This window comes from Halalkalibacter flavus (genome assembly GCF_036663575.1).
In the GTDB taxonomy this organism is placed as follows: domain Bacteria; phylum Bacillota; class Bacilli; order Bacillales; family Bacillaceae_D; genus Halalkalibacter; species Halalkalibacter flavus.
Map to the genome: position 1 here is coordinate 153,869 of NZ_JAWRVK010000005.1, position 20,540 is coordinate 174,408.

Annotated in this window: 19 protein-coding genes and 1 other RNA gene; 16 read left to right on the plus strand and 4 right to left on the minus strand. The window is 38.7% G+C overall.

Features of this window, described 5'->3' with window-relative positions; translation table 11 throughout:
• Nucleotides 1–143: 143 nt before the first annotated feature.
• The 9 genes from nagE to ssrA all read left to right on the plus strand — a co-directional run bounded on the left by nagE (nucleotide 144) and on the right by ssrA (nucleotide 9,683).
• Nucleotides 144–1,505 (plus strand): N-acetylglucosamine-specific PTS transporter subunit IIBC, encoded by a 1,362-nt coding sequence (nagE, locus tag SAY88_RS05325; protein WP_332629976.1) that lies wholly within the window; start codon nucleotides 144–146, stop codon nucleotides 1,503–1,505.
• A 537-nt stretch (nucleotides 1,506–2,042) separates the two neighbouring features.
• The gene (locus SAY88_RS05330; protein ID WP_332629977.1) at nucleotides 2,043–2,900 is read left to right on the plus strand and encodes an ABC transporter permease; all 858 of its coding nucleotides are present in this window, start codon (nucleotides 2,043–2,045) and stop codon (nucleotides 2,898–2,900) included.
• A gap of 39 nt (nucleotides 2,901–2,939) precedes the next feature.
• A complete protein-coding gene (locus SAY88_RS05335) occupies nucleotides 2,940–3,734 on the plus strand; it encodes an ABC transporter ATP-binding protein (RefSeq protein WP_332629978.1) in 795 nt (264 codons plus the stop codon).
• Between the two features lie 225 nt (nucleotides 3,735–3,959).
• Entirely contained in the window at nucleotides 3,960–4,190 is a 231-nt protein-coding gene (gene secG / locus SAY88_RS05340) for a preprotein translocase subunit SecG (RefSeq protein ID WP_250097905.1), read from the plus strand.
• Between the two features lie 201 nt (nucleotides 4,191–4,391).
• Nucleotides 4,392–5,108 carry an alpha/beta hydrolase gene (locus tag SAY88_RS05345; protein WP_332629980.1) on the plus strand — a complete coding sequence of 239 codons (717 nt, stop codon included), beginning with the start codon at nucleotides 4,392–4,394 and terminating at the stop codon, nucleotides 5,106–5,108.
• A complete protein-coding gene (locus SAY88_RS05350) occupies nucleotides 5,089–5,835 on the plus strand; it encodes an alpha/beta hydrolase (RefSeq protein ID WP_332629981.1) in 747 nt (248 codons plus the stop codon). Before SAY88_RS05345 ends, SAY88_RS05350 begins: the two co-directional genes overlap by 20 nt.
• Nucleotides 5,836–5,877: 42 nt before the next feature.
• Nucleotides 5,878–8,256, plus strand: a complete 2,379-nt coding sequence (gene rnr, locus SAY88_RS05355; RefSeq protein WP_332629983.1) for a ribonuclease R — start codon at nucleotides 5,878–5,880, stop codon at nucleotides 8,254–8,256.
• Nucleotides 8,257–8,699: 443 nt separating this feature from the next.
• Nucleotides 8,700–9,173 (plus strand): SsrA-binding protein SmpB, encoded by a 474-nt coding sequence (gene smpB / locus SAY88_RS05360; protein ID WP_250097909.1) that lies wholly within the window; start codon nucleotides 8,700–8,702, stop codon nucleotides 9,171–9,173.
• A gap of 173 nt (nucleotides 9,174–9,346) precedes the next feature.
• Nucleotides 9,347–9,683, plus strand: a transfer-messenger RNA (tmRNA) gene (ssrA, locus tag SAY88_RS05365).
• 447 nt (nucleotides 9,684–10,130) lie between these two features.
• On the opposite strand, the gene SAY88_RS05370 is transcribed toward ssrA, so the two are convergent.
• Nucleotides 10,131–10,439: an LAGLIDADG family homing endonuclease gene (locus SAY88_RS05370; RefSeq protein ID WP_332629986.1), complete on the minus strand. Its 309-nt coding sequence runs from the start codon at nucleotides 10,437–10,439 to the stop codon at nucleotides 10,131–10,133.
• Nucleotides 10,440–10,967: 528 nt separating this feature from the next.
• Between SAY88_RS05370 and SAY88_RS05375 the strand changes: the two genes are divergently transcribed.
• From SAY88_RS05375 to SAY88_RS05395, 5 genes are all read left to right on the plus strand, one after another.
• Entirely contained in the window at nucleotides 10,968–11,996 is a 1,029-nt protein-coding gene (locus SAY88_RS05375; RefSeq protein ID WP_332629988.1) for a LacI family DNA-binding transcriptional regulator, read from the plus strand.
• A gap of 76 nt (nucleotides 11,997–12,072) precedes the next feature.
• Nucleotides 12,073–13,305, plus strand: coding sequence for an ABC transporter substrate-binding protein (locus SAY88_RS05380; RefSeq protein ID WP_332629989.1), 1,233 nt, complete (start codon nucleotides 12,073–12,075; stop codon nucleotides 13,303–13,305).
• 52 nt (nucleotides 13,306–13,357) lie between these two features.
• Nucleotides 13,358–14,221 carry a carbohydrate ABC transporter permease gene (locus tag SAY88_RS05385; protein ID WP_332630038.1) on the plus strand — a complete coding sequence of 288 codons (864 nt, stop codon included), beginning with the start codon at nucleotides 13,358–13,360 and terminating at the stop codon, nucleotides 14,219–14,221.
• Between the two features lie 2 nt (nucleotides 14,222–14,223).
• Entirely contained in the window at nucleotides 14,224–15,042 is an 819-nt protein-coding gene (locus SAY88_RS05390) for a carbohydrate ABC transporter permease (RefSeq protein WP_250097927.1), read from the plus strand.
• Between the two features lie 57 nt (nucleotides 15,043–15,099).
• Nucleotides 15,100–17,286 carry an alpha-galactosidase gene (locus SAY88_RS05395; protein WP_332629991.1) on the plus strand — a complete coding sequence of 729 codons (2,187 nt, stop codon included), beginning with the start codon at nucleotides 15,100–15,102 and terminating at the stop codon, nucleotides 17,284–17,286.
• A 106-nt stretch (nucleotides 17,287–17,392) separates the two neighbouring features.
• On the opposite strand, the gene SAY88_RS05400 is transcribed toward SAY88_RS05395, so the two are convergent.
• Complete coding sequence (locus SAY88_RS05400) at nucleotides 17,393–17,728, minus strand: hypothetical protein (RefSeq protein WP_332629992.1); 336 nt, start codon at nucleotides 17,726–17,728, stop codon at nucleotides 17,393–17,395.
• Nucleotides 17,729–17,899: 171 nt separating this feature from the next.
• Here SAY88_RS05400 and SAY88_RS05405 point away from each other — a divergent pair, with 171 nt between their 5' ends.
• Nucleotides 17,900–18,796, plus strand: a complete 897-nt coding sequence (locus SAY88_RS05405; protein WP_332629994.1) for a VanZ family protein — start codon at nucleotides 17,900–17,902, stop codon at nucleotides 18,794–18,796.
• Between the two features lie 285 nt (nucleotides 18,797–19,081).
• Nucleotides 19,082–19,276, plus strand: a complete 195-nt coding sequence (locus tag SAY88_RS05410) for a hypothetical protein (RefSeq protein ID WP_332629995.1) — start codon at nucleotides 19,082–19,084, stop codon at nucleotides 19,274–19,276.
• Between the two features lie 338 nt (nucleotides 19,277–19,614).
• On the opposite strand, the gene SAY88_RS05415 is transcribed toward SAY88_RS05410, so the two are convergent.
• Together SAY88_RS05415 and SAY88_RS05420 are read right to left on the minus strand one after the other, a co-directional pair.
• Nucleotides 19,615–19,944 (minus strand): spore coat protein, encoded by a 330-nt coding sequence (locus tag SAY88_RS05415; protein ID WP_332629997.1) that lies wholly within the window; start codon nucleotides 19,942–19,944, stop codon nucleotides 19,615–19,617.
• A 65-nt stretch (nucleotides 19,945–20,009) separates the two neighbouring features.
• Nucleotides 20,010–20,312 (minus strand): hypothetical protein, encoded by a 303-nt coding sequence (locus SAY88_RS05420; RefSeq protein WP_431308841.1) that lies wholly within the window; start codon nucleotides 20,310–20,312, stop codon nucleotides 20,010–20,012.
• Nucleotides 20,313–20,540 lie beyond the last annotated feature (228 nt).

The window sequence follows — 20,540 nt, forward strand, 5'->3', positions numbered from 1 at the left end:
ATAAAAATATTTACTATGAGGAATTCTGTACTAACCTTACTTTATGCTGTTAATAGCCTGTAAATAGGTATAGACAACTATACTTTGTGGTGATAAGATAAATTCATTATTAACGACTATTTTTTACTAAGGAGATGAACAACATGCTAAGTTTTCTTCAAAAAATTGGTAAGTCACTCATGCTGCCAATAGCCGTTCTACCTGCAGCCGCCCTACTATTGAGACTAGGGCAAGAGGATTTATTAAATATCCCCTTTATGGCAGGTGCTGGAGCTGCAATTTTTGATCATTTAGCTCTTATTTTCGCGATTGGGGTTGCGATTGGTTTTGCTCATGATAATAATGGGTCTGCTGCTTTAGCTGGGGCAATTGGATATTTTGTGCTTGTCAACGGAACACAAGCAATAGATGAAAATATTAACATGGCAGTATTAGGTGGGATAATTAGCGGGATTATTGCTGGTCTTTTATATAACCGCTTTCATAACATTCGCCTTCCACAATGGCTTGGCTTCTTTGCAGGAAGACGCTTTGTTCCAATTATCACAGCTGCTACGATGGTTGTACTAGCTGGAGTATTTGGAATTGTTTGGCCTCCGATTCAAGATCTTATTAATGGACTTGGACAGTGGATTATTGAAGCAGGTGCACTTGGAGCTGGGGTGTTTGGTTTCTTAAATCGACTTTTGATTCCGATTGGTTTGCATCATGTTTTGAATAGTTTAGTTTGGTTTGTATTTGGTGAATACAACGGGGCTACTGGAGATTTGAATCGTTTCTTTGCAGGTGATCCGACTGCAGGTATTTTTATGACAGGTTTCTTTCCAGTTATGATGTTTGGTCTTCCAGCTGCTTGTTTGGCGATGATCATGACAGCTAAAAAGGAAAAGAAAAAACAAGTAACCGGTATGTTTATCGGTTTAGCTTTTACTTCATTTTTAACTGGGATTACGGAGCCGATTGAATTTTCGTTTATGTTCTTATCTCCAATTTTATACGGTATTCATGCGATCTTGACAGGGGTATCGATGTCTTTAACTTATGTACTTGAAATAAGACATGGCTTTGGATTTTCAGCTGGATTTATAGATTATATGCTAAACTTTGGAATCGCTCAGAAGCCGTTATTTTTGTTAGTCATTGGCTTAGCTTATGGAGCTGTATATTTCGTGATCTTTTACGTAGTCATTCGTACAATGGATCTAAAAACACCTGGACGTGAGGATGATGAGGATGGAGAGTCTACCAATCCTGAAACCTCTGGAGATCGCTATAGCATTATGGCAGCTACGTTTATGGAAGCACTAGGTGGAAAAGCAAATGTGAAAGCAATTGATAACTGCGCAACGCGATTAAGATTGCAAGTAGTGGACATGGAAAAGGTAGATGAAAGCATGCTTAAGAAAAATGGTGCAAAAGGAGTCATGAAACTAAATAAGACAGATATCCAAGTCATTGTCGGAACCGATGTCGAGTTTGTAAGTGATAAAATGAAGCAGTTATAAGGAAAGATATGATAAAAAATAACTTCTAGAAAACATTTTTAAGGCATAACCTCACTTCTTTTGTGAGAGCTATGCCTTATTTATTTATGGTTCCTATAGGCTGCTCTGTTAAATATAAAATATAGTTATCATAAATGTAAGATTTTACTACAAATGATTTTTGAATGTAACGACAAATGTGTGGGGATTAATCCTTCATTAGTTAATAGTTACAAAAAGATAGTATTTCGTTAATCTAAATAATTGTCGGTTAGTAAAAAACATTGAGAGGTTATCTAACTATTTACAACAAAATTCCAATTATTTAAATTACTCTTACCATATATTCGAAATATCTAAAAAATGTACTTGCTTTTGTGGATTGTAACTAGAGATCTCGTATATGCGAATGGTTCAGATTCCTAGAGCTAAGGAGGGGCTTGTAAATCAAATACAAAAGGAGGAGTATGATGAAGACGAGCGATATTAACGAGATATTTATCAATATCAGTACAAGTTCAAGTATACCCAACACAAATAAAGGTGGTGCTATTCAACATGTCTAGAGAAGCTGTAAATAGAACGGGTCAAGTTGTTGTAAATAATTCAGCAGTAGACGCAGTGAATAAGAAAAGTAGTGAATTGATGAAAAAAACTCTTCCTCCTTTTGTTGCTCTCATTTCTTTTATAGTCTTTTGGCAAGTAGTTGTCACCTTAATTGGTACACCCCATTATATTTTGCCAAAACCAACAGATATTTTTGATGCTGCTGTGAAAAATTGGAGCAATCTATCAACCGCTTTAATGACAACGATTGTGAGTGCCGTTTCAGGCTTTCTATTAAGTGTAGTAGGCGGAATTGGAGTGGCTGTTTTAATGGCAAGTTCCAAACTTATTGAAAGGAGCTTTTACCCATATGCCATTATCTTACAAACAATTCCGGTTGTAGCGATTGCACCGATTATTGTCATTTGGTTCGGCTCCGGAATGAACGCAATTGTGATCATTGCTTTTACGATTGGATTTTTCCCAATGTTATCAAATACGTTAATTGGTCTAAATGCAACAGATCATAATATGAAAAATTTGTTCTACCTTTACAATGCTTCTAAGTGGCAAGTTATGTGGAAGTTGCGTTTTCCAGCAGCACTTCCATACATCATAGCAGGAGCAAAGATTTCTTGTACGTTAGCTGTTGTTGGTGCGATTGTTGGTGAATATATTGCGGGTGTTGGTGGTGGAGCGGGTGGACTAGGGTATGCCATTACCGTTGCTGCCTCAAGGTTACAAACTCCTTATTTATTTGCATTAGGATTATCAGCGGCAGTGCTTGGAATTGCTTTCTTCTTACTTGTTAGTTACATCTCAAGAATGTTCTTAGCTTCTTGGCATGAATCGGAAATGGAACAAGAGTAGGAATTTATGAGAAATTTTATTTGAGAGGGGTTTGGTAAAATGGAATCAGCAATCTTGGAGATGAAAGAGAGTGCGAAAGAACCAGTCTCTATGCTGCGAATCAACAATGTTAGTAAAATTTATAATGAATCAATAACAGCTTTAAATGAAGTGAATTTAGATATTCCTGAGGGGGAATTTGTCTCTTTCGTTGGTCCATCAGGGTGTGGAAAATCAACGATATTTAAAATTATAGCTGGTTTAAGTGAACCGACGACTGGAAAAATCGAGATGATCTCTCCAACTCAGCAAGAAACGAAGATGGATCGGAATGACGTAGGATTTGTGTTTCAGCATGCTACTTTATTACCTTGGAAGTCAGTGTTGGAAAATGTGGCTCTTCCGCTCGAGTTAAAAGGGGTACCAAAAAAAGAGCGCCAAGAGAGAGGGAAGGAAGTTCTTGGGATGGTTGGTCTAGATGGGTATGAAAAGGCGCTGCCAAGACAACTTTCAGGTGGTATGCAGATGAGAGTCTCGATTGCTCGCTCACTCATTGCCAAGCCGAAGCTACTTTTAATGGATGAGCCATTTGGCGCACTTGATGAAATGACGAGACAAAATTTACATTACGAGCTCCTTAAAATTTGGGAGAGAACAGGGATGACCGTTCTATTTATCACTCATAACGTCTTTGAGTCTGTATTCTTATCAACGAAAATTGCTGTTATGAGCGCTAGACCAGGACGAATTACAAATGTATTTGACGTACCTTCTTATGAACGAGATGACTCATTTCGTAGTACTGCTGAATTTAGCCATCTCGTTGGTGAAATTTCAAAAGGATTGCAACATTGATACAGCTATCAAAGGGAAACCCACCCTTTGTCTTGATATGAGCGACCATGTTGCGCTGGCTCCGCTCGCCGTGCGCTTAAAAGATAACGTCGGCTCCGCTCATCGCTAAGATGCAGCTGCCAAAGGGAAACCCGCCCTTTGGCAGCTGCATCTTTCTATTGTTCTTTAGCTTATTTTTGTGGTACATTAGTATAAGCGCAAACTGTGCTTGGAGGTGTAGATATCGTGCAAATGTTCGCAACAGTTTTACTCGTTATTGTATCAATTAGCTTGATTGCAGTTGTTTTATTACAATCTGGAAGAAGTGCGGGTCTTTCAGGGGCGATTTCTGGTGGAGCGGAACAGCTTGTTGGAAAGCAAAAAGCTCGTGGGATTGATGCGGTATTAATTAAAGCAACTGTCGTTTTATCTGTGTTATTCTTTGTCCTAACCGTTACAGTTGCATATTTCTTGTAATGTTCAAGCAGTAGGTGCGATGCCTGCTGCTTCTTTGTTATATTTCCTAACATAAAAAGGGCAGCCTAAAGGATTAATGAGGTTACGAATACATAGAATAAGGGTATGAAGGATAAGTGCGGGGAATAGCTTCTACTGGATATATGTCAACAGAAAGCGTCGAATTCTTGATCAGCAATGATTAGAAGGGTGTGAGAGAATATGATTGGCTGTCTATGTTTGCATGGCTTCACTGGGGAACCGTGGGAAGTAGAGCCTGTTTCAACATATTTTCTTGAGAACAAGCGTTGGCTTGTATATACGCCAACGTTGCCAGGGCATGGTCCAAAGGGGGATTTGCGTGATGTTACATACCAGCAGTGGGTGTTTACTGCGGAGGTTGCCGTATGTGAATTGTTAAGTCGTTGCGAAAAGGTATATGTGATTGGATTTTCGATGGGCGGGATGCTTGCATGTTACATTGCGGCTAAGTACGAAGTGTCGAAACTTGTTTTGTTGAGTGCAGCAGCATACTACGGAAATCCGCAGCAACTTTTGCAAGAGCTGAAGGACAAAGTGCGCCTCCGAGTACTTGGTGAGCTTGACCAAGATGAGCATTATTTAATATATAGGAAAAAAATTATGGATACCCCGATGACGGCTGTCTTTCAATTTATGCAGGTCGTAAAAAAGATTAAGCCCTATATTAACAAAGTATCAATTCCAACGTTGATATTGCAAGGGGAACAAGACGGGATTGTTCCGCGAAAAAGTGCGCTTTACCTTTATGAAACAATTAGTTCTGAACAAAAAAAGTTAAACTTTTTACCTGAGTCTAAGCATTTGATTTGTCATGGCTTTGAAAAAGAGTTATTAATTAATAAGATTGAGGCATTTTTGTGTAGAGAGGAAGATGAAGATGAAAGTGGTTGTACCTAAGCCATTTACGTTTGAAGGAGGAGACCGGGCTGTTTTGCTGCTTCATGGTTTTACTGGAACAACAGCTGATGTCAGAATGCTTGGTAGGCATTTACAGAAGCTCGGATATACATGTCATGCACCATTATATAAAGGACATGGTGTCCCTCCTGAAGAATTAGTACATACAGGTCCAGAGGATTGGTGGAAAGATGTAGTAGAAGGGTATGAGTTCCTAAAGAGCAAAGGCCATGAAGAAATTGCTGTTTGCGGGCTTTCACTCGGAGGGGTATTCTCATTGAAAATCGGGTACACTCTACCTATAAAGGGCATAGTGCCGATGTGTGCACCGATGAAGCCGAAAACAGAAGATGCTATTTACAAAGGTGTGCTTGCTTATGCGAAACAATATAAGCAGTTAGAAAAGAAGGTGCCAGAGCAAATTGAAGAAGAAATGGTTGCGTTCGCTGATTCGCCAATGGGAACCTTAAATGGCTTGCAAGGATTAATAAATGATGTAAAAGATCATCTTGATTATATTTATTCTCCTATTTTTGTTGTCCAAGCAAGACATGATCAAATGATTGATATAGAGAGTGCCAACATTATTCACGACCATGTTGAGTCTGATCAGAAGTCATTAAAATGGTACGAAGATTCAACGCATGTTATTACATTAGATAAAGAAAAAGAACAGCTTCATGAGGATGTGTATCAATTTTTGGAGTCACTTGATTGGACCGTCTAGACGAACATAGAAAGAAGCTGTTAACGAAAGGAGAAGAAAACATTGAATGAAGAATTGATTCAACAACTGTTGTCGCACTTTCGCGAAACAGCGGAGAAACCTCTTTCTATAAAAGAAATTGAAGATTCGTTTAATATTAAAAGCAGTGATGAATTTAAAGAGTTAGTCAAAGCGTTAAATGAGTTGGAACATAGGGGGCTCGTTGTTCGTACAAGAACGGACCGTTATGGGATTCCAGAAAAAATGAATTTAGTGCGTGGGCGTGTTCAAGGCCATGCAAAAGGCTTTGCATTTATTATTCCTGAAGAACCAGGAATGGACGATGTGTATGTGACAAGTGGAGATTTAAATAGTGCTATGAACGGTGATACTGTCCTCGTTCGATTAAATCAAAAGTCATCAGGATCAAGACCTGAAGGCCAAGTCGTTCGGATTGTCGAGCGCGGGACGACTGATGTCGTCGGTACGTACCAAGATCAAGGGTCATATGGCTTTGTTATTGCTGATGATAAGCGCGTTGCTAATGACATTTTTATCCCACAAGAACAAGCAGCAGGCGCTGTGGATGGACATAAAGTTGTTGTTAAAATAACGAAGTATCCAGAAGGAAGAATGAGTGCAGAAGGGAAAGTCATTAAAGTGCTTGGGCATAAAAATGATCCAGGTATGGACATCCTTTCAATTATTTACAAGCATGGGATTCCTATTGAGTTTCCGGACGAAGTGATTGAGCATGCTAATTCTGTGCCAGACACTATTGATCCGGATGATTTGAAAGATCGCCGGGATCTTCGCGATGAAACCATCGTGACGATTGACGGAGCTGATGCGAAAGATTTAGATGATGCTGTTCATGTAAAGCGTTTGGAGAACGGCAACTATTTATTAGGTGTTTCGATTGCAGATGTAACTCATTATGTGAAAGAAGGATCGCCAATTGACCAAGAAGCGGCTGACAGAGCGACAAGTGTCTATTTAACAGACCGTGTGATTCCAATGATCCCACATAGACTTTCTAATGGAATATGCAGTTTAAATCCAAAGGTCGACAGATTGACACTTACGTGTGAAATGGAAATTGATGCTAACGGCCAAGTGGTTAACCATGAGATTTTCCAAAGTGTCATTAAGACGACAGAGCGTATGACGTATTATGATGTGAATAAAATTTTAGTTGATAAAGATGAAGAAACACGTAAGAACTATGAATCGTTGGTTCCGTTTTTTGAGGAAATGGAAGAGTTAGCAGCGGTCTTACGTAAGAAGCGTTTTGAGCGTGGGGCGATTGACTTTGACTTTAAAGAAGCAAAAGTACTTGTGGATGAAGAAGGAAAGCCAACGGATGTTGTTCTTAGAACGCGGTCGGTAGCGGAGAAGCTTATTGAAGAATTTATGTTAGCAGCTAACGAAACAGTTGCTGAGCATTTCCATTGGCTGAAGCTTCCTTTTGTTTACCGAATTCACGAGGACCCAGATGCTGAAAAGCTTGGCAAGTTTCTAGAATTCATTACGAATTTTGGTTACGTTGTGCGTGGGAATGCGAATACGGTTCATCCGCGCGCACTTCAAAAATTATTGGAAGAAATTAAAGGCGAGCCAGAAGAAACGGTTATTAGTACAGTCATGTTGCGTTCAATGCAACAGGCAAAGTACGATACGAACAGTCTAGGGCATTTCGGGTTATCGACAGAGTTTTACACGCATTTTACGTCGCCGATTAGACGTTACCCTGATTTGCTTGTGCACCGCTTAATTCGCACATACTTGATCAAAGGCAATGTCGACGAAGCAACTCAAGAGCATATGAATTCGGTTTTACCTGAGTTGGCGCGTCATGCCTCAGAGATGGAAAGGCGTGCTGTTGAAGCAGAGCGCGATACAGACAGTATCAAAAAAGCTCAGTATATGGAAGATAAAATTGGTGAAACGTTCACTGGGATGATTAGTGGAGTAACAAATTTCGGGATGTTCGTTGAGCTTGATAATACAATTGAAGGTCTCGTTCACGTTAGTTACTTAACGGATGATTATTATCATTACGATGAAAAACAGTATGCGATGATCGGAGAGCGAACAGGGAAAACGTTCCGAATTGGTGATGAAATTGAAGTAAAAGTAACAAATGTTAATGTTGATGAAGCATCAATTGACTTTGAAGTCGTCGGAATGAAACCGCGTGAACGCCGTGAAGTACGAGATCGTCCGAAAGTTATTGTTGGTGGCAAACGTGAAAGTCGCGGCGGTGGTAGAAATGGAAAAGGTCGTGGCGGTCGTGGAGGTACAAATACTGAAAACCGAAACGGCAGAGGCAAAGATGGTGGTAAGAAGGACGAGAAAGCTGGCGGAAAACGTAAGAAGAAAAAGTTTTACGAGAATGCACCTAGTGTGAAGAGGAAAAAAGGGAAGAAGCGTCGGAAGTAGGTAAGAGCAAGTTGCCTAGAGAGGAGAATCCACTCTTCTCTAGGCTTTTAAAAGATGTGGCGACTCGAATGATAAAAAAGAAGAGGCGGACCTTTTGTCTTAATAGTTCGAACATGCTTGCGATGGCTACGCTCACCGTGCGCTATTTAGGAGAACCCCACTCCTAAATAGCTTAAAACATAACGGTGGCTTCGCTCACGCAAAGAGAGCACAGAAAAAGGGAAACCCGTCCTTTTTCTGTTAAAGAGGCAATGGCTATGCACGATGCGCGCCTTCTATGAGAACCCCACTCATAGAATGCTTTAAAACTTTGCATCGGCTCCGCTCATTGCTTAGATTGCACGGAAAAAGGAACCCCACCTTTTTCCGTGCAATCTTTGACTTTCGTCTATTTTTTTTGCTATCATAGAAAGAAATGTCGTATGAACAAAAGGGTGTAGGAGATGGCTGTAAAAGATAAAGATCGTAATGTAATTGCTCAAAACAAACGAGCCAGTCATGATTATTTTATTGAAGAAACCTATGAAGCAGGAATTGTTTTAAAGGGAACAGAAATCAAATCAATGCGAGCAGGTCGGATGAACTTGAAAGATTCGTTTGCCCGTATTTCTAATGGAGAAATGTATCTTCATAATGCGCATATTAGTGAGTATGAACAAGGGAATCGTTACAACCACGAGCCAACCCGTGCGCGTAAGCTGCTGCTTCATAAGAAGCAGATCAATACGTTAATTGGTCAAACACAGCAAAAAGGCTATGCGCTTGTACCGCTAAAAGTGTATATTAAAAATGGATTTGCCAAAGTTTTAATTGGTCTTGCTAAGGGTAAGAAAAATTTTGATAAGCGTGAGACATTGAAACGTAAGGATGCTAAACGTGAAGTCGAGCGTGCATTAAAGGATCGAATGAAAGGCTAAAGATGCAATTGGTTCTACTGGTAGTTAATTACCAGTTGCAACGATTAGTCAGTATGCTATAATAATAAGTGTCCAGAGCGAGAGTTACTTAATACTTTTTGTTCTGGACGATTGATTTTATAACACTTAGTTTGCGAGTGAAAACCTCACAACTAACTTTAACTTGGGGACGTTTTGGATTCGACAGGGATAGGTCGTGCTTACGTGGCGAGTCGAGGGGGTCGGCCTCGTTAAAACGCCAAAGCCATTAACTGGCAAAGAAAACAACAACTTCGCAGTAGCTGCCTAATAGCACTCTGCGGTTCCACCCTCCATCGCCCATGTGGTAGGATCTGGGACTCACTCTAAGTGGGCTACGCCGGTTACTCTCCGTCTGAGGGTGAAGGAAGAGAACAATCAGACTAGCCTCATGGAAGCCTGTCATTGGGCCGAAGTGTTGGCGAAATGCTAATACAGTGACTACGCTCGTAGAAGCGTAAGTGTCGTTATTCTTGGACGTGGGTTCGATTATGGAAATAGTCGCCTCGTGTGGTGACGCATGAGTGATAACTTGGCTTTATCGATGAAGTCTACGTCATCTTTTGATGATAAGGTAACATCGAGCGGTATGTGGAGTAATCCGACAGCCGTGTATCGACTTATAGGCTGCCTATTTAAGTTAGGTAGTACTAGGATGGGGCATTCAGTCAGGAATCTGGCAAATATATATGCTTCATAATACGCCAAGGGACTTGATGGTGATCAAGTTCAAGATATAGTCAGTGCCAATGCGAAAGCTTGGAAAAACATGTCCCACCGTCTCCACCAAAACCATACCGTGAACCGCATGACTGCATAGGTCATGCGGTTCTTTTCATTTTATAGATAAAAATTCTTTTTCAAATTGTTGTTTTAAGAGTAGTTTTTCTGGAGTGTATTTACCGTTTCGGGGAGTCAGATCATCATATTTTTGTAAAATTAGAGTTGCTCTTTTTTCTTTTGGGTAATCACGAGATAAGGAGTAATATAATTAAGTACTGTAAAAATGTCTCTTTTATTTTTTATAGTTAATACGAAAGAGTTTTTATGCAATGAAGGTTTGTAATTTCTCTTGCTAGTAATATCCCCGCCAACTAACTGTTGAATATAGACAAGCAATTCTCTGTCAGTACTAGCAATGGAAATAATCGGCCTTCTGTTCTCGCTGCGGTGCATTTTAGTTAACGTGATGGTACCTTCCCCATCTACAATTCCTGCAAGATAAGCGGCTTCTGTTAAAGTTAACATCCTATTACCTCCTTGAATGGGAATGTATGTTCTTTTTAATTATAAATTGAATTTAGGGATATATAAAGGAATTTATTAACAATACAATAAGTAATAAGTTTTAGATATCAACAAATAATCAATTTAAGTATTAAAAAACTAGTTGCTTTATTCTATTCACTCACAAACATACCCACAAAATCCCCAATAAAACGATCTAATAAGCTGGATAACTTTCTTATCCACGATGAATAGGCGAAAAAGAATGAAGTTTCCTAACGCTTGAAAGTAACATGTGAATAAAGTGTAAGTAGTAAAAACACCAGGTAAAATTTTTACTTGGTGTTTTTACTTATTTTTTAGTTATATGGTATAGTTATTTTTGATTTATAAATGTATTTTTCTAATACAACGCTTGCGATACCGGTAATTCAGTAAAAAACAACAAAAAATTAGTAAAAAAAATAATTGTTAAACCGTTTTTAATCTGTTAAACTAAAAAAAACGGTAAAATAAAACAAAAGTTTACCAGTAAAAAGTGGTGATGTGATGGCTACAATTAAGGAAATAGCTGAAAAAGCCAATGTTTCAATATCGACAGTTTCGAGAGTTTTAAATAATGATCAAACGATTACTGTGATGGAAGAAACTCGAAAAAGAATTATTCAGGTTGCAAAAGAATTGAACTACATTACTAGAAAGAAAAATGTAACGTCGGTTCAACCGAAAAAAGAAAGCGTAAACATAGGTCTTTTAATGGGGTGTAACCAAGAAGATGAATTTGACGATCCATATTTTGTATCAATTCGAAAAGGGATAGAAGAGCAGTGTATCCGCAAAAATATGAAAATATCGAAGTTTATTCGCTTGAAAAATCGGACGGATGATCAGTCGCTTGAAGAATTAGATGGATTAATCGTTGTTGGCTATCGAAACACTGATAAAATCGAGGAACTATATAAACATAGCAAAAATATTGTTTTTGTGGATAGTGAATCACCAGGTTATGACTGTGTAATAAGCGACCTGAAAGAAGCGTCAGATAAGGTCATGAATCATTTGTATCAACTAGGTCATAAAAAGATTGGCTATATTGGTGGGCCGGTCAACGATCCGGAAATGCAGCCTAATATAGATAATGATGTTGATGAATGGAATGTTAGAAAACAGGTGTATGAATCATTCATGAAAGATAAAGGCTTATTTAATCAGGATGATCTTTACATTGACCAATGGGGGACTTCTAGAGGGTATCGAGTTATGAAAGAGATTATTGAAAAAGGGGATATCCCAACAGCCTTTTTTATTGGTAGTGACCCAATGGCTATTGGTGCCATGAGAGCATTAAATGAAGCGGGAAAAAGGATTCCTAAAGATGTAGCTATTATTAGTGTTGACGGGATTGAGGTTTCTAATTTTGTGAATCCGCCGCTTTCGACTGTGAAAATTTATACAGAACAAATGGGGATAACGGCAGTCAATTTGCTTCAAGAGCGTATCGAAGGTAGGAAGATTCCTCTTAAAGTAGTTGTTCCAACCGATTTAATAGTAAGAGAGTCATGTGGAGGAAAAACATAAACAGGCCATTTAGGGCGACTCGTAAATGTACTCACTAAAGTGTTATTACTTTTAACAAATATAGGGGGAAACAAAAATGAAAAAAATATTAGGAACAGTTTTAACAGGTGTCTTAGCAGTTGGTTTGTTAGCTGGTTGTGGTGGAGGAAGTGGTGCTGCTGATGATGGCGCAGTTACTCTTGAGTTCTTTCAGTTTAAATCAGAAGCTGTTAGTACGTATGACAAATTAATTGAGAAATTTGAAGAAGAAAACCCTGGAATTAAAATTGAACAAAACCATGTTCCGGAATCAGACACTGTTATTTTATCTCGTTTATCACAAGGGGACGTTCCGGAAATTGTAGCTACAAATGGAAACAGTGTGTACGGTGAGTTAGCGCGTGGGGGGGCGTTTGTTGACTTCACTGATGATGAGCATGTTGAACGTATCATTCCAGCTTATATTGATATGATTAACCAACTATCAGATAACGGACAAACTAATGCGCTGCCACATTCTGCAAACGCAAACACGGTGCTTTACAACAAAACAAAGTTTGAACAATTAGGCTTAGAGATTCCTACAACATGGGATGAGTATATGGAAGTTGTGGAAACAATTGAAGCAGCTGGCGAAACCCCATTCTATTCAGCGTATGGAGAAGCGTGGACAGCACTACCACCGTTTAATGCACTAGCATCAAATTTACATGGCGATGACTTTTTTGAAAAACGTCACGCAGAAGAGACAACTTTTGCAGAGCGTTATCCAGAGGTAGCAGAGAAAATGCTTACAATGATGGAATATACAGATAACGATGTGTTTGGGACAAACTACAATCAAGCGAACACAGCCTTTGCGAATGGTGAGTCAGTTATGTACATGATGGGGGTTTGGGCAATTAGCCAAATCCAAAATGCGAACCCTGATATTGAAATCGGTGCCTTTGCGCTTCCTGCATCAAACAATGCTGAAGAAAACCGTCTTGTTTCAGGTGTTGATACATTGCTTACGATCTCATCACAAGCAAAGCACCCTGAAGAAGCAATGAAGTTTGTGAGCTTCTTATTAGAAGAAGAAAACGTTCAGTTCTACATTGATGAGCAAAAGTTATTCTCAGCTGTAGAAAATGTGTTCCAAGAAGATCCTACGGTTGTTGACCTACAAGTCCACTTTGAAGAAGGTACGATCACGAGCTTTGCTGATCACTACTACTTCCCGGGAATGCAAGTAGAGAATTTAATCCAAGAGTTCTTAATCAACAAAGATATCGAACAATTCCTACAAACAATGGACAATGAGTGGGATAAAGTACAAGCGAGACAATAATGAACAAAAGGGGCACTTGCTGCCCCTTTCCTCATAAAGGAGAGGGTACATGATGAAGAAAAAAATGAATCCTTATTTATTAATGATTCTTCCTGCTTTTATTATATTCTTTGCTTTTCATACGTTTCCGGTTATCCAAGGAATCTTTTATAGTTTCACAAACTACCGAGGATATGGGGGCTGGAATTTTGTGGGATTCAGAAATTATATTAACGTTTTTCAAGACTCGCGAGCAATGGATGCTTACATATTTACGTTTAAGTTTGCCATTGTTTCAACAGTTCTCGTAAATATTATTAGTTTAGTGATTGCACTAGGGTTAAATGCGAAAATCAAATTTAGCAAAACGCTACGTGGCGTGTACTTCATGCCAAACATTTTAAGTGTTTTGATTGTCGGATTTATCTTTAACTATATTTTTGCGGTCTTTCTTCCGTCGATTGCTCAAAATCTTGGGATGACGACACTTGCAACAAATATCCTAGGGAACCCGGACTTAGCTTGGGTTGGGATTGTCATTGTTGCGGTTTGGCAAGCAGCGGCATTTAATACGATTCTGTATTTAGCAGGACTTGCAACGATAGATCAAGGGCTTTATGAAGCATCGAACTTAGATGGCGCAAACAAATGGCAGGAGTTCTGGAAAATTACATTCCCATTAATTGCTCCATTTTTCACGATCAACATGGTTCTTGCAATGAAGAACTTTCTAATGGTGTTTGACCACATTATGGCGTTAACAGGCGGTGGACCAGGACGTTCTACTGAGTCGATCTCTTTATTGATCTACCGCGGTGGTTTCCAAGGCGGGGAGTTTGCCTACCAATCAGCTAATGCGGTCATTTACTTCATTGTCATTGTCACGATTTCGATTATTCAAATTCGTTTCTTGCAGAAGCGGGAGGTGCAAATGTAATGATGACGAAAAAAATAAACTGGACTGTCACGACATTACTTATCGTTGGATCAATCGTTATTTTGTTTCCGCTTTATTTAACCGTCGTGAATGCATTTAAAACGCCGCAAGAAACAGCACAAAGCATTCTTGCACTCCCATCTTCTTGGAGCATTGAGAATTTTACAACAGCGATCGAGATGACGAACTTCTTTAATGCGCTAGGAAACAGTTTCTATATTACGTTCTTTACCGTTATTTTAACCGTTTTAACGAATTCACTTGTCGCTTATGCGATTGCTAGAAACATGCACAAACGCATCTATAAAATTTTATTCTACTATTTTGTCAGTGCGATGTTCGTACCATTTCCAATCATCATGTTACCGATTGTCAAACAAATGAGTGCGCTAAACTTGAACAATCCGACTGGGCTGATTATTTTGTACGTCGTTTACGGCCTAGCGTTCAATATATTCCTGTATGTAGGGTACATTAAGACGATACCAAAGGAGTTAGAAGAAGCAGCGATAATTGATGGATGCAGTAGATGGGGTGTGTTCTGGAGAGTCGTCTTCCCGCTATTAGCACCGATGAATGCAACAGTTGGAATCCTAACAGCGCTATGGGCGTGGAATGACTTCATGTTGCCGCTTGTTATTCTATCAGATCGTCATGATGCCACGCTTCCATTAGTGCAGTATATTTTCCAATCACAGTTCAGTGTGAACTACAACCTAGCATTTGCGTCTTATTTACTTGCGTTATTGCCGATGTTGATCGTGTATTTATTTGCACAAAAATGGATTATTAGTGGAGTAACAAAGGGAGCAATTAAGTAAGAGAAACCTAGGAAGAGAGGCTGTGTAGTAGCCTCTCAAAAAATCAGGAGGAACATCATGGCTATTACGTTTAACAAAGAGACAAAAACATTTCACTTAAAAGCTAAAAACACGAGCTATGTGATGCAAATTATAAATGATGGCTATTTAGCTCACCTATATTGGGGCAAAAAAATAAATGAGTATAATCACTCAAACAAGGTTCGTTTTCGAGATAGAGGATTTTCACCGAACCCTGTTCCAAGTAACCGGACGTTTTCATTAGACACACTACCGCAAGAATATCCGGCATATGGAAATACGGATTTTCGAACGCCAGCTTATCAAGTGCAGCTTGAAAATGGCAGTACGATCACCGACTTGCGCTATCTTTCTCATACGATTGTAAAAGGAAAGCCGACACTTGAAGGGCTTCCTGCAACATATGTTGAGTCGGAAGATGAGGCGGAAACGTTAGAACTCATCCTTTTTGATGAATTAATCGGCTTAAAAGTGAAACTACTTTATACGGCATATGCTGACCTTGATGTGATTACTCGTTCGGTTCAGTTAGAGAATGAAGGCTCTTCTAATCTGAAAGTATTAAAGGCTTCTAGTATGAATGTGGATTTCCAAGATAATCAATTTGAGATGATCACACTTTATGGAGCTCATGAAAGAGAACGTTTTATTAATCGAACAGAGCTGCGTTATGGAGTTCAATCGATTGAAAGCCGTCGTGGGACGAGCAGCCATCAGCAAAATCCGTTCGTTTCGTTAGTAAGAAAAGATACGAAGGAAGACCATGGCGACGCGTACGGGATTAATCTTGTGTACAGCGGGAATTTTGAAGCTTCTGTCGAAGTCGATCAGTTTGATTGCGCACGCCTAACGATGGGAATCAACTCATTTGATTTTACTTGGCTTCTAGAACCAGGTGAAACCTTTACGGCACCTGAAGCGGTTATGGTTTATTCATCCAATGGACTTGGAGCAATGTCACGTACTTTTCATAAGCTTTACCGCACGCGTTTGTGCCGCGGTGAGTTTAGAGATCAGGAACGTCCAATTTTGATTAATAACTGGGAAGCGACGTATTTTGATTTTAATGAAGAAAAGATTACGGACATTGCGCGTAAAGGAAAAGATTTAGGAATAGAGCTATTCGTATTAGATGACGGTTGGTTTGGTAAGCGTGATGATGACAATACATCACTTGGCGATTGGTTTGTTGATAGAAACAAGCTGCCAAATGGGTTGGAATCGTTAGTCGATAACGTTCGTAATACGGATATGCAATTTGGACTTTGGTTTGAGCCGGAAATGGTATCTGAAAACAGTGATTTATTCCGAGCGCATCCAGACTGGTGCATTCATGTTCCAGATCGTAAGAAGTCTACAGGAAGAAACCAATTAATTTTAGATTTTTCTCGAAAAGAAGTGTGTGATGAGATTATTAACAGAATTTCCACGATTCTTTCAAGTGCGCCGATTACGTATGTAAAATGGGACATGAACCGCCATATGACAGAAGCGGGCTCAGTAACACTGCCAGCAGAACGCCAAAGAGAAGTAGCGCATCGCTTTGTTCTTGGGGTGTACCGAGTGATGGATGAAATCACAACAAAGTTTCCACACATCTTGTTTGAAAGCTGCTCAGGTGGGGGTGGACGTTTTGACCCTGGAATGCTATATTACATGCCGCAAACATGGACGAGTGATAACACGGATGCGATTTCACGCTTGAAGATTCAATACGGCACAAGTCTTGTATACCCAATTAGTTCAATGGGGGCGCACGTGTCTGATGTACCGAATCATCAAGTAAATCGAATTACGTCACTTGAAATGCGTGGGCATGTCGCAATGTCTGGAAACCTTGGCTACGAACTAGACTTAACGAAGATGACGGAAGAAGAGCAACAGATTGTTGTCGATCAAGTAGAGTACTACAAAGAAATCCGACCGCTTATTCAATTCGGTGACTTCTATCGATTACTAAGTCCGTTTGAAGGCAACTACACAGCGTGGATGTTTGTCTCTGAAGATAAATCTGAAGCCGTGTTTGCTCATTTTAGAGTATTAGATGAAGCGAACTCTGCTTTTGTCTCAGTGAAATTACAAGGTTTAGATCCAAATAAAAAGTACATGATTGCTGAACTTGGGGAGTCGTACTACGGTGATGAGCTAATGAATGTTGGGATCAACATTCCAAAAGTAAAAGGTGATTTCACAAGCGTCATGTGGAGACTGAAAGCTGAGTGAGTGCTTTAGTGTGGTAAAGAGGGGTCTGACCCCTACCTATAAGGGTATACTCAATATAAAAACTGTCTCAAAAGGAAAACCTTGTTGAGGCAGTTTTTTGTGTTCTTTAACACTTTCCACCAATACATATAAAACTTGCGATGACTTTATTTTTAGAGTTTCTTATATATGCATTGTAAGGTTTATCTTCATTGAGGATTCTAAGTTGACGGACCATTTCTATACTAGTAAATGTTTTATGAACGGTAGCGTCAAAATCTACTAATGTAAAATCACTAATATCGACTTTCATTTCATGCCCTTCCTTGGTGAAAAGCCATAAATATTTATCGGAAATTTCAAAGAATTCTATCGTGACGTTGCGCAAACTAACATCATTAAGATGAATAGTTACAGGTAATTGATTGCTTCTTAGATATTCAACTAGAGTCACAATTGCCATACGATCACCAACCTTTTTAAGTGTTGTTAAATTGTATGACAAGTTATTCGTGAATATGTAATTCAAATGCTAAAATAATAGAATCGTTCCTAGTTGACGATAGTAAGGCCAATCATTAGCCTATGCTATAATAGCGTATGGAAGAATCTACGGATAAAATAGGAGTAAATAATGAAAAAATGGTTAAAGATCGTAGTTTTTTACTGGTTGCCTGTTTTGTTTGTAGCAGCGATGATTTTTACGGCATCTTCTCAGCCTTATGAGCAACAAGACATAAGACCATATATCTCTCATGCTACGGATTTAGAAAAAATGAAAGAGATGTATAATCAGCTAAAAATGGAACATGTGCAGCGTCGTCTGTATGTGGAAGAGAACGGCTTTAAGCGGACGTTGCAGGTTATTGTGGATAGGTGGAAAGCACTCGTTTTTATAATTGGCGCTGCCACTGCACTTGCCTTTGTCACGATTGTCACCTATGTCATAAAGGCCATACGCAAACATGGATATAAACAAGTTGGGAAAGTGTTGTGCTTTGTTGCAGTCCTCATTGCCATAAGTGGTATGTTAGTGTTTCTCGGAATGTTATTTGCGTTTCGAATCGAAGAATTATTAATCATCATTAAAAATCAACTCACTAATGGAAGAGCACAAAGCTTTCTTGAAGGTATTCGTTTTCAATATGCAGGAAATGAAATTAGTGTGGAACGATTAGGATTAGAGAGCTTTATTGAATTCCTTATTCGAAAAGGTGCTCATTTTGGCTTATTCTTCCTCTTGGGATTTTTGACATACCGCGCACAATGGGCTAGCGGCTGCAAAAAGAAATTGAGTTATTTCGGATCCCTACTTTTTGTACTACTTTATGCGATTTCAGACGAAATCCATCAAGCCTTTACACCAAATCGAACTCCGTTGGTTCAAGATGTAATCTTAGATTTTTCAGGTGGACTAACAGGAGTAACGCTGGCTTTTATTTTGGTGATTTCTCACAATAAGAAAAAAGAAAAAGGTCAAAAGCCAGTTCAAATCACATCAAGAATGGATCGGAGAAAATTTAAAGGATAAAACTGATGGCGAATGCTCGTAACGGGTTCGGGTTGAAGGGGAGAAAATTACCTTTCACAACCAAATTTCAATCGGAATAACAACTAATTCAACAGTGAAATAGCAATTAAAAAGCATGGTAAAAATTACCATGCTTTTTAAAGTTAATGTTATATAGTCGTACTGTACATTAAAATTACTTTTTCCTATACTTAAATGTATTTTTGTCCGATGAAATTCGTCCAGACCTTCCTATAACCAAAACATAAAGTATAGTACCCCTTTTGAAATGGAGGTGAAATATCAATGGACCAATTAGCAATGGCGTATCAAGGACAAATGGTAGAAATTAGAGATGCTTATGGTGGAATTCATACTGGAATGATCGAAGGTGTAAACCAACGAAGAGGATTATTTCTTCGCACATCACCCTTTAGAAGAATATTTATTCCGTTCTTCCTGATCACCTCTCTTCTTCTTTTAAGACGACGCTTTTTCTAAAAAGATTAACTTATTAAATAACAGTGGATACAACAATAACAAAAAATTAGCAAATTATTATTGTACCCACTTCTTTTTATCACTAAAAAGAGCTGAAAAATGCTCTTTTTACTCACTCCTATCTCTAAAAAATTTATTTCACAGTACATCAATTGTCAGTATTTTTGTTTTAATATACATAAAAAACCTTATTAAAAACATGAAACACTAATATAAAGCATTTGATATACTAAAAAGATCTAATTAACTACATCAATTCACATCATGTCATTTTTGTGTACGTAATAACAATAAAGAAAAAGCACCAAAAGGTCGCTCGGACCTTTTGGTGTCTAGCGTTATTGCTGATAAGGAAATTGCGTACTGTAACCAGAAAACTGTTGGTGCGATTGATCAATTTTTTGTTGATCTTCTGCTTCCAAGCCATAAAACCCTTTGCGGAACATCGTGTTGTAAAGCTCGCGTTGACAATTTTGTGTTTCGTTAAAGATTTGAGAAAGGTCTTGGTATAATTGATCATTACTCATCTCATTTAACGCAACACTATAACTATTTGTCATGCTTTTGGCACATGCCAAAATATCGTTAATATAGTCACGGTCGTTCATCTGTGGAGTTTTAGGAACTTGCATTTCTGGATTTTGAATTTTTTTTGATTGCTGATTCATGATGCAAATACCTCCTATAATCTAAAGTTATTCTAAAAGGGAGAAGTGTCCTTTTGGAATGAACTTTACTGCATTGGTATTGATTGCTGTTGTTGCTGTGTTTTTAGGTGACTTAGGATTTTTTGATAGTGACGCTGATGCATTTGACCAGTTTTCTCTAAAACGGATTTAATTTCTTGGTCTTGACATTGCTCTGCGAAGAAGTGAGCTTTCTTCATCGCAAGTAAATTCCAAGAAAGCATATCGTTTATATACAAATGGTCCTTTGTTGTAATAATAGGAGGTGGTGTTTGATACGTCATTTGTTGCTGTTGTCCACCCATTTGGTTTTGCATCCCCGATTGCTGTTGATTTTGCATTTGATCCATCATATACCCTCCTTTGGATGTTGCGCATTGCAACGTATCCGTCATTCGGATACTTTATTAGTGTAGAGATAAAGACGTGTTATTATGTAATGAACAAGTAGGGGATGTCACCATAATTTGGTTTTCGTTATTTTAAATAAAAACCTAAAGATATCTTTACACTTTACAAATTTTTCTGAATTATGTATTGCGTAATTCAGAATTATTAGGTATGATAATTTTAGAAAA